General features: G+C 33.9%; 17 protein-coding genes, 1 tRNA gene and 2 pseudogenes. 7 read left to right on the top strand and 13 right to left on the bottom strand.

Annotation, left to right across the window (positions count from 1 at the left end; genetic code table 11):
- Positions 1 to 43: 43 nt before the first annotated feature.
- Positions 44 to 373, top strand: a pseudogene (locus ABWU62_RS02365) (transposase); the annotation flags it as partial.
- 514 nt (positions 374 to 887) lie between these two features.
- Here ABWU62_RS02365 and ABWU62_RS02360 read toward each other — a convergent pair.
- Positions 888 to 1,270 (bottom strand): annotated as a pseudogene (locus ABWU62_RS02360) (IS4 family transposase); the annotation flags it as partial.
- Positions 1,271 to 1,782: 512 nt separating this feature from the next.
- Here ABWU62_RS02360 and ABWU62_RS02355 point away from each other — a divergent pair.
- The gene (locus tag ABWU62_RS02355; RefSeq protein ID WP_353287398.1) at positions 1,783 to 2,535 is read left to right on the top strand and encodes an ankyrin repeat domain-containing protein; all 753 of its coding nucleotides are present in this window, start codon (positions 1,783 to 1,785) and stop codon (positions 2,533 to 2,535) included.
- A gap of 102 nt (positions 2,536 to 2,637) precedes the next feature.
- On the opposite strand, the gene tyrS is transcribed toward ABWU62_RS02355, so the two are convergent.
- Positions 2,638 to 3,900 (bottom strand): tyrosine--tRNA ligase, encoded by a 1,263-nt coding sequence (gene tyrS, locus ABWU62_RS02350; protein ID WP_353287397.1) that lies wholly within the window; start codon positions 3,898 to 3,900, stop codon positions 2,638 to 2,640.
- A 230-nt stretch (positions 3,901 to 4,130) separates the two neighbouring features.
- A complete protein-coding gene (rsfS, locus tag ABWU62_RS02345; RefSeq protein ID WP_353287396.1) occupies positions 4,131 to 4,448 on the bottom strand; it encodes a ribosome silencing factor in 318 nt (105 codons plus the stop codon).
- A 133-nt stretch (positions 4,449 to 4,581) separates the two neighbouring features.
- Here rsfS and ABWU62_RS02340 point away from each other — a divergent pair, with 133 nt between their 5' ends.
- From ABWU62_RS02340 to ABWU62_RS02330, 3 genes are all read left to right on the top strand, one after another.
- Entirely contained in the window at positions 4,582 to 5,109 is a 528-nt protein-coding gene (locus ABWU62_RS02340; protein WP_353287395.1) for a hypothetical protein, read from the top strand.
- Positions 5,110 to 5,171: 62 nt separating this feature from the next.
- Positions 5,172 to 5,660 (top strand): RNA pyrophosphohydrolase, encoded by a 489-nt coding sequence (locus tag ABWU62_RS02335; protein WP_353287394.1) that lies wholly within the window; start codon positions 5,172 to 5,174, stop codon positions 5,658 to 5,660.
- The gene (locus ABWU62_RS02330) at positions 5,650 to 6,438 is read left to right on the top strand and encodes a TatD family hydrolase (protein ID WP_353287393.1); all 789 of its coding nucleotides are present in this window, start codon (positions 5,650 to 5,652) and stop codon (positions 6,436 to 6,438) included. The genes ABWU62_RS02335 and ABWU62_RS02330 overlap by 11 nt, the downstream gene beginning before the upstream one ends.
- Positions 6,439 to 6,443: 5 nt before the next feature.
- On the opposite strand, the gene mdh is transcribed toward ABWU62_RS02330, so the two are convergent.
- From mdh to ABWU62_RS02295, 7 genes are read right to left on the bottom strand one after another with little or no spacing between them, the layout of a single operon-like run.
- Positions 6,444 to 7,388 carry a malate dehydrogenase gene (gene mdh, locus ABWU62_RS02325; protein ID WP_264330816.1) on the bottom strand — a complete coding sequence of 315 codons (945 nt, stop codon included), beginning with the start codon at positions 7,386 to 7,388 and terminating at the stop codon, positions 6,444 to 6,446.
- 3 nt (positions 7,389 to 7,391) lie between these two features.
- Positions 7,392 to 7,967 (bottom strand): NADH-quinone oxidoreductase subunit C, encoded by a 576-nt coding sequence (locus tag ABWU62_RS02320; protein ID WP_214249946.1) that lies wholly within the window; start codon positions 7,965 to 7,967, stop codon positions 7,392 to 7,394.
- Between the two features lies 1 nt (position 7,968).
- Positions 7,969 to 8,472, bottom strand: a complete 504-nt coding sequence (locus ABWU62_RS02315; protein ID WP_353287392.1) for a NuoB/complex I 20 kDa subunit family protein — start codon at positions 8,470 to 8,472, stop codon at positions 7,969 to 7,971.
- Positions 8,463 to 8,816: an NADH-quinone oxidoreductase subunit A gene (locus ABWU62_RS02310; RefSeq protein WP_006014410.1), complete on the bottom strand. Its 354-nt coding sequence runs from the start codon at positions 8,814 to 8,816 to the stop codon at positions 8,463 to 8,465. Before ABWU62_RS02310 ends, ABWU62_RS02315 begins: the two co-directional genes overlap by 10 nt.
- Before the next feature lie 17 nt (positions 8,817 to 8,833).
- Positions 8,834 to 9,202, bottom strand: coding sequence for an HIT domain-containing protein (locus ABWU62_RS02305; RefSeq protein ID WP_353287391.1), 369 nt, complete (start codon positions 9,200 to 9,202; stop codon positions 8,834 to 8,836).
- 6 nt (positions 9,203 to 9,208) lie between these two features.
- On the bottom strand, positions 9,209 to 9,490 hold the full coding sequence (locus tag ABWU62_RS02300) for a hypothetical protein (protein ID WP_353287390.1): 282 nt from the start codon (positions 9,488 to 9,490) through the stop codon (positions 9,209 to 9,211).
- Between the two features lie 3 nt (positions 9,491 to 9,493).
- Positions 9,494 to 10,243: a hypothetical protein gene (locus ABWU62_RS02295; RefSeq protein WP_353287389.1), complete on the bottom strand. Its 750-nt coding sequence runs from the start codon at positions 10,241 to 10,243 to the stop codon at positions 9,494 to 9,496.
- Positions 10,244 to 10,425: 182 nt separating this feature from the next.
- On the opposite strand from ABWU62_RS02295, the gene ABWU62_RS02290 reads away from it, so the two are divergent.
- Both ABWU62_RS02290 and ABWU62_RS02285 read left to right on the top strand, forming a co-directional pair.
- Positions 10,426 to 11,802: a UDP-N-acetylmuramoyl-tripeptide--D-alanyl-D-alanine ligase gene (locus ABWU62_RS02290; protein WP_353287388.1), complete on the top strand. Its 1,377-nt coding sequence runs from the start codon at positions 10,426 to 10,428 to the stop codon at positions 11,800 to 11,802.
- A gap of 33 nt (positions 11,803 to 11,835) precedes the next feature.
- Entirely contained in the window at positions 11,836 to 12,801 is a 966-nt protein-coding gene (locus tag ABWU62_RS02285) for a complex I NDUFA9 subunit family protein (RefSeq protein ID WP_353287387.1), read from the top strand.
- 10 nt (positions 12,802 to 12,811) lie between these two features.
- Here the strand turns inward: ABWU62_RS02285 and ABWU62_RS02280 are convergent.
- The 3 genes from ABWU62_RS02280 to plsX form a co-directional block, all read right to left on the bottom strand.
- Positions 12,812 to 12,885, bottom strand: a tRNA-Arg gene (locus ABWU62_RS02280).
- Positions 12,886 to 13,027: 142 nt separating this feature from the next.
- Positions 13,028 to 13,984, bottom strand: coding sequence for a beta-ketoacyl-ACP synthase III (locus ABWU62_RS02275; protein ID WP_353287386.1), 957 nt, complete (start codon positions 13,982 to 13,984; stop codon positions 13,028 to 13,030).
- Entirely contained in the window at positions 13,977 to 15,014 is a 1,038-nt protein-coding gene (gene plsX / locus ABWU62_RS02270; RefSeq protein ID WP_353287385.1) for a phosphate acyltransferase PlsX, read from the bottom strand. The genes ABWU62_RS02275 and plsX overlap by 8 nt, the downstream gene beginning before the upstream one ends.

Below are 15,014 nucleotides of genomic sequence, written 5' to 3'. Positions count from 1 at the left end.
TTCCATTATTGTCTATTCGTTGCTTGTATAGCGGGAATTGGTATTACCACATGCAATTTATGTAACAACAGCAGACACAACTGATCGTAGCAGTGCTATGAAAATGGTTGAAAGTGCGCAAGAAAATCTCTCTGAGGTCAAAAATGTACTTGTTGATGCAGGTTACACGGGAGAAAAATTTGCAACTCAAATAAAAGATATTATCGGTGCAACTGTTGAGGTTATAAAGCGCAGTGAGTTACATTCTTTTGTTGTGCTGCCAAAGAGATGGGTTGTCGAACGCTCTTTCGCCTGGTTGGAGAAGTGTAGACGACTTTGGAAAAATTGCGAGCGTAAACTTAATACTAGCCTACAGATGATTGTTCTCTCCTTTTACAAAGATTTTAAACAGGTTCTTAGAGCGTGTGCTTTAACGCTACTTAACTTTGCTATATATAAAGGCAATAACGAATGTATCAATTCTATTTTAATACGGGCTCAAAATAGTGATACACTGCGAAATATCCTTACTTCTAAAGATATTGTGCAGCTTCCAGGTATGACGTATGTCATCAAACCAATTGCCTTTGCTATATATAAAGGTAATAATGAATGTGTCAATTCTATTTTAATACGAGCTCGAAATAGTGGCATGATACAAGATGCATTTACTGAAGTAAGTACTGTACTGTTTCCATATGGTAGATGTACTTTGAATGCTTTTGAGCTAGCTGTAGTTGTTAATGAGAACAATTCTAGTATTAGGACTGCATTAGATAATGTATCTATTTCTTCTAGATATGTTAGAGAAAATAGCAAAATTAATTAATTTCTTAAGTAACTCTTTCTTGCAAGTACTACTTTTTTATGTATCTGTTCAGGCAATGGCGTTAACTTAAGAGAATAAATTAGCAAGCTCTCCTAAAGACATGATGGCGTTTAGGCTTATCTACTTTATTGCAGCTATACAATCTTCACGTTAACTTTAGTGCGTATACTTAAAAAGGGCTTGAAAATTTTTTGGTTCCAACAAGCACCTGATAAAGTTTTTGTTTCATTATACCAAATAAAACTGAAAAATTTAAACGATACTCAGCAATTTGATCTGGGTTCCAAGGCCCTTGTGAATAACACATATGAAGTATTGCACATGACCAAGTTTGCACAAAATTCTTATCTCTAAATTTATCTCAGAAAAATTCTCTAACTCTGTTTCTACTTTGAGTCGTTTATAGCACTCCTCTATGTGACACCTTAATAGATAAGCTTTACTGATATCTTCTTTATTGAAATAAAATAGAAACCAAAGGTCCTATTTTTTGTAGTATTTTACTCCTTAACATCTTTCCTTAAGTTGATGCTATTGGGCTTTGTTGCATTGCTATCTACGATGGATAAAAGATAAAAAAGTGTAGAATGTCAATAGCTTATTATTCTAGCATTTATAGTAAGGACAGTCAGTAAATATCTAAATTTAAGTAAAAGAAGTTTTACTATCATTCACTAATCTAGCTAGAATTCAAGAATTTTAATGCTTTAGCTATTTTAAGTAGAATTAAATTTACTAGTACAAACAATAAATTACTATTCTTAAATTTGATCAGATTGATTGCAAAAAATAAGATTTTCAATAAGCTGCTTGTATAGTTAGCCTTTCATAGGTAGTGATGCAACAAAGCCCGCTGGAATCTAGTTCATATTATATATTTATCTGATAAGTTCCATGTATATGTAATTTATTTAAATTGACTTCTTATCATATAATTAAATACATTATTGAAAATTAAATGTGAGGTTATGACAATGGAAATTTCAAATTGGCACGAATTATTGAGTTTAGTTAATGTTGACAAAGATTTAAGCAAAGATAACGTAATTGAAAAAATACAAAATGAGCTGAAAAGATATTCAAAGGAATATGAAGAGTGGGAAAAGTCTGGCTTTGATATAAATTATGTGTTTAAAGATGGTGAAAAAGAGACTCTTTTGCACTTAGTGGCTTCCTTTAACCTAGAAAATATAGCGAAGGCTCTCATGGAAAAAAGGGCAAATGTTAATGAAAAAGATGTAAAAGGAGATATTCCTTTACATAATACTACTTATCTTGATAGTATAAACATAGCAAACGCTCTCATAGAAAAAGGTGCAGATGTTAATGCAATAAATATATGGAGAAGGACTCCTTTACGCTATGCTGCTTTATTTCGCAGTATGGCCATAATAGATGCTCTTGTAGAAAGAGGTGTCAATGTTAATGCAGTAGATATGTGGGGAGAGACTCCTTCATACTATCTTAATCGTTCAGCAATTAAGAAAGGGTGGATTGCCGGTGGAGTAACTGCATTATTAGGTACTGCTATATCTATAGCACTTTTTACAGCCGGAGCAATTATAGCTGAGTTAATACCTATAGTTATAGCAGTAGTTGCAATTACAGCAACAGCACTAATAGTTGTCAATGCTATATATAAATTGTCAAAGCCTGATACTCAAGTTGATAAACCAATCTTAGCAAATCGACAGCAAGAAACTGCTAGCGATAGTAGGGTTGCCTAGCGATTCTGCCACAGTGTCAGCTGCTTCAATGATATCCATTTGTTCCTATAGTTGTCTTTTCTTGGCTACCTTATTTTGCTATTCTGCTGAACGGAGACAAATTTACTTTCTTACTTCACTCACTAAAATTTTAATATGGCGTTTCTTTCCTGCAGATAATTTGATAAATGGCTGACCTTTAAAGCTTTCAGAGTTTATTGTATAGTTAACATCATTTATAGTATTATCATTAACTTTACATCCATTTCCCTGTATTAAACGCTTTGCTGCGCCTTTTGAAGATTCAAAACCGGTGTTGTACAGCAAGTCTATCAAGGATATACCATTTGCGACTTGTTCTTTTGCTATAGTGTAACTAGAAAGCAATGAACTGTCTTCATTTTCAAAAGCAGAGATTGCAGCAGATCGTGCAAGTTTCGCTTCTTTACAACCGTGACATATTTTTGTCACTTCTGTTGCCAAGACCTTTTTTGCTTCATTTATTTCTTGATCCTTCAAGGACTCTAGTTTTTTAATTTCATCAGTTGGTAAATCAGTGAAAAGTCTCAAGAAGCGACCAACATCTTGATCATCAACATTGCGAAAATATTGCCAGTAGTCATAAGGCTTGAGCATACTGCCATCAAGCCATAATGCCCCACTTTCAGTTTTGCCCATCTTTTTTCCTTGTGCGTTTAATAAAAGAGGCGTGGTAAGACCAAACATCTCAGGTAAATTTAACTTTTTGCCAAGTTCAATTCCGTTTACTATATTTCCCCATTGGTCTGACCCTCCAATCTGGAAACGACAGTCATACTTTTTATTCAACTCAACAAAATCATAGGCTTGTAACAACATGTAGTTAAACTCGAGAAAGCTTAGATTTTGTTCCCTATCTAGCCTAGTTTTCACACTATCAAAGCCTAACATGCGATTTACAGAAAAATGTGCCCCTATATCACGCAAAAAGTCTATATATTTTATGCTATCTAACCAATCTGCGTTGTTTACTATGATTGCACCGGTTTTGCCATCATCGAAAGATATCATCTTCTCGAGGGTTTTCTTTATACCAAGTATATTTTGATTGATATCTTCTATCGGCAAGACGCTTCTTGCTTTGTCTTTACCAGATGGGTCACCAATTTTTGTTGTGCCACCTCCAAGTAGAACTATTGGCTTATAACCGAATTTTTGTAGGTGACGGAGCATCATGATTTGAATGAGACTGCCAATATGCAAACTTGGTGCCGTACAATCAAACCCAATGTATGCAATTATATAATTATCTTGTGATAATAGCTGGTCTAATCCTTCAATGTTTGTACATTGATATAGGTATCCTCTTTCTTGAATGAAATTTAAAAACTCGGATTTATGTTTCATAATATGTTATTTTGTGTGTAAACGGTGTTGTTAATGATGGCGTCATTCCAGTGCTTGACGCTGGAATCGAGTTTATTATGAAATTTCATCAAAAATGTTGTATAGTGTGCTCGTTTATGATCTAGTTTTCTAGATTCCAGTGTCAAGCACTGGAATGACACCACCAACTTCGTAAGGGTTGCCTTCAAAATTACAATATTTGAACAAGTGTATACCAGCTACCTGGATAATCAATTCCATAACTCTTCTATTTTATAATATTCTCTTACTTCTGGCCTGAATAGGTGAACCATTATACCTTGAAAATTCACAATCACCCAGTTACCTTCATCCATACCTTCTACATCTATTTTATCATATTGCTTGAGATTTTTTATCACGTGCTCAGCTAATGCTTTTACATGGCGGCTCGAATCACCGGATGCAATGATCATATATTTTGCAATGACAGTTTTATTCTGCACATCAAAAGTAACTATATCTTGACCTTTGTTTTGATCTATTACATCTACAATTGTATTTTTTATTGATTCTGTGTCACCAGTCATTATTCTAAGTTATATAATTTTTTATGATTATACACTCAAAATTTCTGAATATGAATTGTTTTTGATATGCTTTTAACTTAACATTTATAATACATATTCTTTTGTTTGTAATATATGACAGTTTTCTAATGGTATGCTCATTTACTTAATCGGATTTCCGGGTAGTGGCAAACTTACGACCGCAAAAGAGCTGTGTAATATTATTGATGGGGTGATAGTAGACAATAACCTGTTTAATAATATCATATTTGATATTATTGATTTCAGAAACGCTGAGGTTACAAGTGAAATATGGGAAGAAATTTTTGTGATTAGAGAGAATATGTTAGCAATATTGGAAAAATACCATATAGAATCAAAGCATTATATATTTACAAACGAATTGATAAAAGGTGATTCCTATGATCAAAGAGTATACAATTCAGTGGTAAATTTAAGTGAAAAAATGAATGTGGAGATTCTTCCTGTGGTGTTATATTGTAATAGTGCAGAACTAGTAAAGCGCTTTCAATCAAAGGAAAGAGAGCAGGAGAGAAAAATTACTGATTCAGATTTTGCTATGAGAAGAATTAAAGGAAAGAAACTATTTGTGCCTCAAGGTTCACTTGAAATTGATAACTTAAACTTAAGCGCAAAAGAAGTTGCAAAAAAAAATTGTTGAAAAAATGAATGGTAAAAAGTAGTTAGCTTCTATGATAGATAATTTATCAACAGAGAGTGTTTGTGGTTAGGCAAAAAAAAGAGTATCGCCCTTGTGTTGGCATAATGCTATTTAACAAACAGGGAAATGTTTTTATTGGAAAACGTTTTGATAGTGACTCTTATTGGCAGATGCCACAAGGGGGAATTGACGATGGTGAAGAGCTGGAGCAGGCAGCACTACGCGAGCTATTGGAGGAAGTTGGTACTGATAAAGCAGAAGTTGTGGCTAAAAATAAAGAGTGGATACACTATAACTTACCTGAGGAAGTTATACCAGTATGCTGGAATGGTAAATATTCTGGCCAAAGGCAAAGATGGTTCTTAATGAAATTTTATGGAGAGGATAAGGATATTAATATTAACTATACTGATCATCCAGAGTTCAAAGAGTGGCGTTGGCAGAATGTGAATGATTTGGTAGCCAGTGCTATACCGTTCAAAAAAGAAGTTTATAAAACAGTGATAGAAGAGTTTTCTTCTATCATAAAAGGATCTATTTATGATAGTTGATTCTCATTGTCATCTACTTTATTTTTCTGATGATGAAATACCAAAGGTAATTTCAAGGGCAGAGCAAAATGGTGTGAGAATTTTGCATAACATATGCATAAGCGTCGATGATATCCCTAAATTATTAAAAATCTCTTTATCCTATGATCAAGTCTACTGCTCCGTTGGTGTACATCCGCTTGATACTACTGTGGAAAAAGGTGAGTGTATACATGCTGATGAATTGATTGAATTTACTAAGGGTAAAAAGGTAATTAGTATCGGTGAAACCGGATTAGATTTTTATAAATCTGATAACAAAAGCAATCAAAAAAAAAGTTTTGCATCACATATAGAAGCGGCAAAAGTAACAGGATTACCTTTAGTTATTCATACTAGAAGTGCTGATAGTGAGATGATTGATATGTTAAATTCAGAAATGAGGAAGGACGCTTTTAGTGGAGTAATGCATTGCTTTGCTTCTTCTAAAGAGCTTGCTTATAAGGCTATGGACTTGGGATTATACATTTCATTTTCTGGAATTATTACTTTTAAAAATGCAAACTTACTAAGAGAAATTGCACAAAATGTGCCACGTGAGCGTGTTTTAGTTGAAACTGATGCACCTTATCTATCTCCTGAGCCTTACAGAGGAAGAAAAAATGAACCGGCAATGGTGAAATACGTTGTGAATTGTTTAGCGAAATTATGGAATGAATCGCCAGAAGAAGTAGCAAAAATAACTACAAATAATTTTTTTAGACTGTTTTCGAAGCTTGAGCTCAAAGAAATTCTATAGGGCAATTAATTTAGCTGACAGAGCTCTTTTACTGCACTCACAGATTTATAAAACATCTCTTGTTCACTATCGTTCATTTTAACTTCTAGAACTTTCTCAACTCCATTTTTGCCAATAATAGTAGGAACACCAATGAATAAGTCTTTCACACCATATTCACCATTAAGATAAGCAGCGCATGGCAATATACGCCTTTTATCTTTTAAGTATGATTCTAGCATGCTTATGGCTGAAGATGCAGGAGCATAGTATGCAGATCCAGATTTAAGTAGATCAACTATTTCTTTTCCACCATTACGAGTGCGCTCAACTATTTCATCAACTTTTCCTCGCGTAATCAAACCCATCTCAATGATTTGGGTAAGTGGAATGCCAGCAATTGAAGCATAATTGATTAGTGGTACCATAGTGTCACCATGTCCTCCAAGCACAAAAGCAGATACATCTTCGACAGAAATATTTAACTCACTTGCAAGAAAATAACGAAAACGAGCAGAGTCAAGCACTCCTGCCATACCAACAATCATATTAGTTGGCAGACTCGAAGATTTGTGCACCACTGAAACCATAGCATCTAAAGGATTGGTAACCACTATTACAAATGCGTTTGGAGAATGTTTTTTAATATTTTCCCCAACCTCTTTCATTACTGCAGCATTAGTTTGCAGAAGGTCATCTCTGCTCATTCCAGGTTTTCTGGCAATTCCAGCAGTTATTATAATTGCGTCAGAGTTTTTTATATCTTCATACCTATTTGTACCAGTAATATTGACATTAGATCGATCAATAGGAGATGATTCTGTAATGTCAAGCGCTTTACCTTGTGGTATTCCATCGCTTACATCAAGCAAAATAACATCTCCTAGCTCTCTTAGTGCAATCATATGGGCAAGAGTCCCACCGATATTTCCTGCACCAATCAAAGATATTTTTTTTCTTTGTGCTGTCATTTTCTACTCCTTTATATTTACTTTTGTGGCTTTACTACCTTCCCAAGGGGATAAGCTGTCAAACATACGAAAATCTTGCGGTAAGTCTATAGGATTATATACAACCTTTTTTGCCTCTATATCGTATCTTACTTCCTCGTAGCCAGTGAGAGGAAAATCTTTTAACATTGGATGACCTTTGAATCCATAATCCGTTAAAATCCTACGTAAATCTGGGTGATTAGAAAACTCTATTCCATACATATCAAATACTTCACGCTCAAACCACGAAGCTGCGTTAAATATCTTTGCTGCACTTAGAGGTATATCACCTTCACATAACTGAAGCTTTATGTGCACTCTGATATTGTGCACAAGGCTGAGCAAATTGTATATTAGCTCGAAACGTTTTTTTCTATCTGGGTAGTCAACTCCAAAAACGTCAACTAATAATTCAAGCCTACACTTTTCATCATCACGTAGAAAGAGTAAGTGATTTTCAATGTCATTCAAAGCTGAATATATTACAATAGTGCCATCATTTTTCTGAATACATTCACATTTAGTCTTTTTTTGTATGTATTTTGCAGTTTTATCCATGCTATATATTCTTAGTTCGTTTTATTTTATTTTGTAGACATAGCATTCCATATAGTAACGCCTCAGCAGTTGGAGGGCATCCAGGAACATATACATCAACTGGTACAATTCTGTCGCAACCACGGACTACTGAGTAAGAATAATGATAATAGCCACCGCCATTTGCACAACTTCCCATAGAAACGACGTATTTGGGGTCCGCCATTTGATCATAAACTTTACGCAATGCTGCTGCCATTTTATTAGTTAACGTGCCAGCAACAATCATAACATCTGCTTGCCTTGGGCTTGCACGAAAGATTATGCCATATCTATCAAGATCATAACGACTGGATGCAGTGTGCATCATCTCTACTGCGCAACATGCAAGACCAAATGTCATTGGCCACAATGAACCAGACCTTGCCCAGTTCATTACATAATCTATTAAATCGCCAAATTTAGTGATAAGAAAACCTTCTTTTTTGTAACGATTCCAGTCGCCATTAGATAAATTTACTTCCATTCCAACGCACCTTTACACCACTCATAAATAAAGCCTATAGTAAGTATTGCAAGGAATATCATCATAGACCAAAATCCGCAATAGCTTATTTTAGATAAAGAAACGGCCCAAGGGAAAAGAAAAGCAATTTCTAAATCGAATATTATGAACAATATTGCAACTAAGTAAAATTTTATGTCGAAACTTTTTCTGGCTCTTGATAAAGGATTAAAGCCACACTCATATGTAGAAAGCTTTTCACCATCTGGGTTACTGACTGCAAGAAACATAGGTAATACACCTAAAGTAAAGGATACTACAATTGATACACAGATAAAAATTAATATGGTTAAATATTCACTCATTTAAAAAACATATAACACTATGAACTTACATGCTTTCCTAATCTTTTACCACCTAAAATATGTATGTGAAAGTGCGGTATAACTTGCTCTCCATCTTTACCGTGATTAGTAACTAATCTATATCCTGTTTTTTCTAAGTTATATTTATGTGCTATTTCTCTAACAGTTTTAAAAAAACTTACTATTTCCTCTTCGGAAGCTTTCAGAACAAAATCATCATATGAAACGTATTGAGCTTTTGGTATAACTAGAATATGAACTGGTGCATCAGGATACTTATCACGAAAAGCTAGCACATTTTCATTTTTGTGTATTTCCTCATAAGACAATTGACCTCTTAATATCTTAGCAAAGATATTAGTGTCATCATAAGCTGTACTAACCATACTTTATTAAATTCCTGGTCCTCTCCTATTTTGCTTATGATTTGGTGTAGAAGGTGGGCTTATTGCTGCTTCGCTAGAAGCATCTTCAAGACTTGAAACGTCTTCTAGCTGTATATCTTGTCCACGTAAAACTGACCCATAGTCCATTTGGTGTCTTTTTGAAAACGTTTCTATTCTATTTGCCCTTCTTGCAGCAATAACTTCTGGTTGTAAATGATACATATCTCCAGGAATAGTTAGGCTATGATACCTTTCCTCTATTTTAACTTCTTTCATAACACTCTCCATAATTTATTTCCCCTTACCTCTTATGCTTTCGCAACTTTTTAAATCTTGTTTAATAGCTTTTTGCCAATTATTTGAAATTTTCTCTGATGACTTTTCTTTACCCATAGACTCTATAACTTCTTGTGACTGTTGCTTTTGATTATCATATTCTTTATACAACTTTTCTGCAATACCATACAGCAATTTTGGATCTGTGTGAGTTTTAAACTCTCCACCAGTAATTTTTGCCAAATTTTTGAGATCACAATCAATCTTATTATAAATTTCTTCAAGAGCATACTTTTTCATTACTTTTTCATCTATACCTGGATTTTTATCTTTTATTTCTTGGATAATCTTCTCAACATCAACTTCAATTACAATTTTGTTTTCTTCTCTAAAAATAGTTATATTTGGCAGATCTTTCCTTATTTTATCTAATTTCTCTGTACTCAAGTAAGGTACATCCCCCGTTAAAGTTCTTGACGCTAAAAAAAACACCTTTCCTTTTTCTTGTTTTGTTATTTGTATACCAAGGTACTTACTAGCTTCTGTGGTTTCTATAGGTGGTTCATATTTCTTTCCTTCTTCAAGGACATCCATACCAACAGCTTCCTTTAACGAAATTTTGGCATCATGTTTCATTTCATCCAGTGAAGCAAACGGCTTCTTTACAGGGTAAACAAGTGCTTTAGGCACAAGAAGAAGTACGTCTTTTGTAGCTCCTGCAACTGTTTTAACTGCTCCACCTATCTTAGCCCAAACTTTTACCATACATACCTCCAAGACACTTTCTACAACCAGGAGTAAAATACACCTAATTATAGACGAAAACATTTAAGCTTGTATATCTATTATAAGATGAAATTATAGAGATTGCAATCATTATTGTACATTGCCAAAGCATGTAGTATTTTTACTGCTTTTCTTGTTCAATTTACTTTTAAAGATAAATTATGTTTAAATGGAACGCAAATAATATTATTGATGCTACTGGCGGAAGAGGAGAGGGTGATTGTAATTCGGTATATAGCTCAAATATTTCAACGGATACAAGAAGAATAAAAAAAGGTGATTTATTTATTGCTCTCAAGGGAAAGAACTTTGATGGACATGATTTTCTACATGAAGCATTTTTAAAAGGAGCTGTTGCTGCGGTAGTAAGAGAAGATAAATATAGAAATTTTCCTCTAATTATTGTGCAAGATACCCTAAAAGCTTTGCATAATATGGCATCATATTACATTAGAAATATTCTTGTTAATGCTAAAGTTATCACAATCACAGGTAGTGTTGGGAAAACCACTACAAAAGATATGCTTAACGCTGTTTTGTTGCAGTATGGAGTATCTCATGTAAATGAAGGTAACTTGAATAATAATATAGGATTGCCTTTTACAATTCTAAAAGCCCCAAAAAACTGCCAGTACTTAATCCTTGAAATAGGAATGAATAGAGCTGGTGAAATAAAAGAGTTATCGGAGATTAGCAATCCGGATATTGCAGTTATTACCAACATTGAACCTGCGCATGTTGAAAATTTTTCATCTCTACTTGATATTGCGCAAGCGAAATTAGAAGTTCTGTATGGTATGAAAAATAATGGTACTTTAGTTTTGAACAAGGATAATAAACATTATGATTATCTCTTATCAAATGCTGACAGAAGTGTAGTAAGCTTTGGTAAGAATGAAAGAGCTACTGTTTGTTTGTTAGACCTAATAAGAAACGATAACGGTCTAAATTTAAAAATTAAACTGAACAATGATCAAATTATAAACTGCAATTTACGTGTACGGGGTGAGCATTTTGCATACTCTGCATTAGTTGCTACAGCAGTTGTGCAAAGTCTAGGACTTGATTTATCGAAATTACCGCTAGCACTTGAAAATTTTACTGTAACAGAAGGTAGAGGTAATGTTCATAAAGCTGAATACAATGCAAAATTAGTACATTTGATTAATGATTCCTATAATGCCAACCCTACTTCAATGAAAGCTGCAATAAGAACTTTAGGTACATATTCTAATCTGAGAAAAGTGGCATTACTTGGTGATATGTTAGAACTTGGTAATGAAAGCATAGTATTTCATACGGAATTGCTTGATTCTATAGTAGAACACAATGTGAATAAAGTTCATACGGTCGGTAAATTTATGTTAGAATTGAATAGGCTTTTACCGGAGAATGTAAAAGGCATGCATTTCAATGATTCTAACCAATTGAAAAGTAATTTAGCTAATATTGTTCAAGGTAATGATGTAATTTTAGTTAAAGGTTCTCATGGAATGAGAATGGACCTTATAGTGCAGGAATTCACAATAGAATATTAAATAAAACTATTGTATTAATTTAAAGTTAAGTTATTGGAAGTTTTAACTGTGATAAAACGTATAGTTATTTTTGGTGGAACGGGATTTATAGGAAAACACATCGTAAGACGCTTGGCAGCGGCGGGGTATTTAATAAGAATATTTACTCGTGATCAGGAAAAAGCTGCTTGTCTGAAGTTATGTGGAAATTTAGGACAAATATCAATAATTGAAGGAGATTTTTTTAATGAAAAATCAATTTTAGAAAGTATGGAGGGGTGTGATGTTGTTATAAATTTAGTAGGAATATTATATGAAAAAAGAAAATACGATTTCTATGACGTTCATGTTGGAGTAGCTGAAAGAATAGCAAAAGCTGCGCAAATAAAAAGTGTATACATGATGATACATTTTTCTGCCATGGGAATAGAAAATAGTAAGCTGTCAAGATACGCCCACAGTAAATTAGAAGGTGAAAAAGCTGTAACTTCAGCATTTCAGGGAGCAATAATAATTAAGCCAAGTCTTGTATTCGGTAAAGAAGATAGTTTCTTCAATAAATTTGCAAGATTAGCAACAATTCTTCCTTTTTTGCCGTTAATCGGTAGTGGAATAACGAAGTTTCAGCCGATATGTGTAACAAACTTAGCTGAAGTGGTATATCGTATTATCAGTTTTAATAAGCAAGATAAAAAAATTTATAATATAGGTGGACCAAAAGTTTACTCTTTTAAAAGCTTATTAAAGTTTATTCTGAATGTTACTAACAGAAAGTGTTTACTGATCAATTTATCTTTTCCAATGGCAAGATTGATAGCCTTCTTCTTAGAAAGTAAAGTTGTTTCTGTGCTGTTAAAACCTATAACTGGAGATGCAAGCCCTATACTTACTCGAGATCAGGTGAAAGTTATGATGAGTAGTTCAATTGAAAAGTCAGATGATCTCGAAACAATGAAAATTCGACCATTAGCAATTGAAAATGTGGTACCAGAGTACTTGAGAATTTATAGAAAGCATTGATAGAAGAGAATGTGCCCGGTAGGATTCGAACCTACGACCCACAGCTTAGAAGGCTGTTGCTCTATCCAACTGAGCTACGGGCACACAGCATATATAAAATGCTTCTTAGTACACATGAAGTCAAGTATTTCTTGTGAATATGATGTTTGTAATAATATCTCAAAACTTTGTCAGTACAGCATGTAACGATAAAACTGAGAAAAAAGAAGCGTGGGTAATAGGAAGTCTAATAGCGCAGTAACACAGAACCCCAGGCTAAACCTGCACCTATTGAAATCAGCAATATCAGATTTCCTGACTTTATTTTTGATTCTTGTACTGCATAGTCTAAGGCTAGTGGAATTGACGCTGCTGAGGTGTTTGCATGCTTATCAACTGTATTAATTACTTTTTCTATAGGAAAATCTAATTTCTTTACTACTGCTTCAATAATGCGAATGTTTGCTTGATGGGGAATTAACCAGTCAATATCAGTAATCTTCAAACTATTGCATTTTAGAGTTTCCTCTACTGAGGCTGTTAATTTCTCTACTGCATGTTTAAACACTTCTCTTCCATTCATAAGTATCTTTCCAGAATCACGAGTAGAGGATATTCCTCCGTTTGTACATAATAAGTCCACATTGCCATCAGAGTGTAAGTTTGTTGATATAATGCTACTGCTACTCATTTCTGATTTCATTATCACTGCACCAGCACCATCACCAAAGAGTACACAAGTTGACCTATCTTCCCAATCAACAATCCTAGACATTATTTCAGCACCAATAACAAGCGCGTATTTAATTCTATCGTTAGACTTTATAAGTGAATCAGCAACTGTAACTGCATATATAAAACCAGAGCATGCTGCCTGTACATCAAAAGCAAATGCGTTTTTACACTTTAATTTACTTTGTATAATCGTTGCACAGCTAGGAAAAGTTTTGTCAGGTGTTGTTGTTGCAACTATGATCAAACCAATTTCATCTATTGAAATTTTCGCTTTTTCTATAGCATTTTTTGCTGCATTAACAGCTAGATCTGACGTTAATTCTTCTTCATCTGCTATATGTCTTTGAACTATTCCTGTTCTTTGCCTTATCCATTCATCGTTTGTTTCAACTATCGATGCAATTTCGTTATTACTCAAAATTTTTTTTGGTAGGTAAGAACCAGTGCTTAATATGAAACTTTTATTCAATATGACTTACCCCGTTAATTATCTTCTGGTTTAAATTTTCACTGATTGCATTTACTGCAAATTTTATAGCGTGAGCAAAAGAAATAGCATCAGAATTTCCGTGGCTCTTTATAATGATACCATTTAGCCCTAAAAACATAGCTCCACTTCTAATTTTAGGATTAAAACGTTCTAATGCTTTATTTAGCTTGGGTTTCAACAATATGCCGACAAGCATTTTTGTCATCCATGAATTAAATACTTCCTGTTTTATTAGACTGATAAAAGTACCAGCAGTTGCCTCAGCTGTCTTGAGCATTACATTACCAACAAAACCATCAGCAACAATTACGTCTATATTACCATCTAAAAATTCACTTGCCTCTATATATCCTTTGAAGTTAATACTTGGAGCATTTTTGAGTAACTCAAAAGCTCCTCTTACTGAGTCAGTACCTTTCACTTCTTCTGTACCAATGTTTAGCAAAGCAACTTCAGGATTTTCAACTTTTAATGCTATTTTTGCAAATATACTCCCCATTAATGCAAATTGAAATAATGAGTCAGTATTACAGTCAACATTTGCACCAAGATCAAGCAATGCAAAGCTTTTTGTCTTAGTTGGACAGACAGATGCAATAGCAGGACGATAGATATTTGGTAATGTTCCTAGAATAAGTCTAGAGATTGCCATCAATGCTCCAGTGTTGCCTGAAGACACCACTCCGAAAGCCTTACCTTCTTTCACTGCGCCAATTGCAGCCTTCATACTTGAATCTTTGCGATATCTCAATGCAAAAGAGGGCTTATCATTTGGAAGAACATTGTCAGAGCAATGGGTAAACTCGGAATTATCACTTACTTTTTTATATTTTGAAAGCAAAGGAGATATTTCTTTCTGATCTCCATAAATATGAAAAAAAACTTTAACGCCTAGATCAACAAGATTATCCAAAAAAAAACTAGCACCCTGAATTACGGAAAGAGGTGCAAAATCACCTCCCATAGCATCAAGTGCGATAACCATGTTATTGTTGACCGTAGGTAACAT

The sequence above is a fragment of the Wolbachia endosymbiont (group B) of Gerris lacustris genome (assembly GCF_964028355.1).
In the GTDB taxonomy this organism is placed as follows: Bacteria; Pseudomonadota; Alphaproteobacteria; order Rickettsiales; family Anaplasmataceae; genus Wolbachia.
This window is presented reverse-complemented; position numbering and strand designations above follow the sequence as displayed.

Coding starts and splice junctions, on each gene's coding strand:
- ABWU62_RS02355 (WP_353287398.1), top strand. CDS start 1,783: ATGGAAATTTCAAATTGGCACGAATTATTGAGTTTAGTTAATGTTGAC.
- tyrS (WP_353287397.1), bottom strand. CDS start 3,900: ATGAAACATAAATCCGAGTTTTTAAATTTCATTCAAGAAAGAGGATAC.
- rsfS (WP_353287396.1), bottom strand. CDS start 4,448: ATGACTGGTGACACAGAATCAATAAAAAATACAATTGTAGATGTAATA.
- ABWU62_RS02340 (WP_353287395.1), top strand. CDS start 4,582: ATGCTCATTTACTTAATCGGATTTCCGGGTAGTGGCAAACTTACGACC.
- ABWU62_RS02330 (WP_353287393.1), top strand. CDS start 5,650: ATGATAGTTGATTCTCATTGTCATCTACTTTATTTTTCTGATGATGAA.
- mdh (WP_264330816.1), bottom strand. CDS start 7,388: ATGACAGCACAAAGAAAAAAAATATCTTTGATTGGTGCAGGAAATATC.
- ABWU62_RS02320 (WP_214249946.1), bottom strand. CDS start 7,967: ATGGATAAAACTGCAAAATACATACAAAAAAAGACTAAATGTGAATGT.
- ABWU62_RS02315 (WP_353287392.1), bottom strand. CDS start 8,472: ATGGAAGTAAATTTATCTAATGGCGACTGGAATCGTTACAAAAAAGAA.
- ABWU62_RS02310 (WP_006014410.1), bottom strand. CDS start 8,816: ATGAGTGAATATTTAACCATATTAATTTTTATCTGTGTATCAATTGTA.
- ABWU62_RS02305 (WP_353287391.1), bottom strand. CDS start 9,202: ATGGTTAGTACAGCTTATGATGACACTAATATCTTTGCTAAGATATTA.
- ABWU62_RS02300 (WP_353287390.1), bottom strand. CDS start 9,490: ATGGAGAGTGTTATGAAAGAAGTTAAAATAGAGGAAAGGTATCATAGC.
- ABWU62_RS02295 (WP_353287389.1), bottom strand. CDS start 10,243: ATGGTAAAAGTTTGGGCTAAGATAGGTGGAGCAGTTAAAACAGTTGCA.
- ABWU62_RS02290 (WP_353287388.1), top strand. CDS start 10,426: ATGTTTAAATGGAACGCAAATAATATTATTGATGCTACTGGCGGAAGA.
- plsX (WP_353287385.1), bottom strand. CDS start 15,014: ATGTTACCTACGGTCAACAATAACATGGTTATCGCACTTGATGCTATG.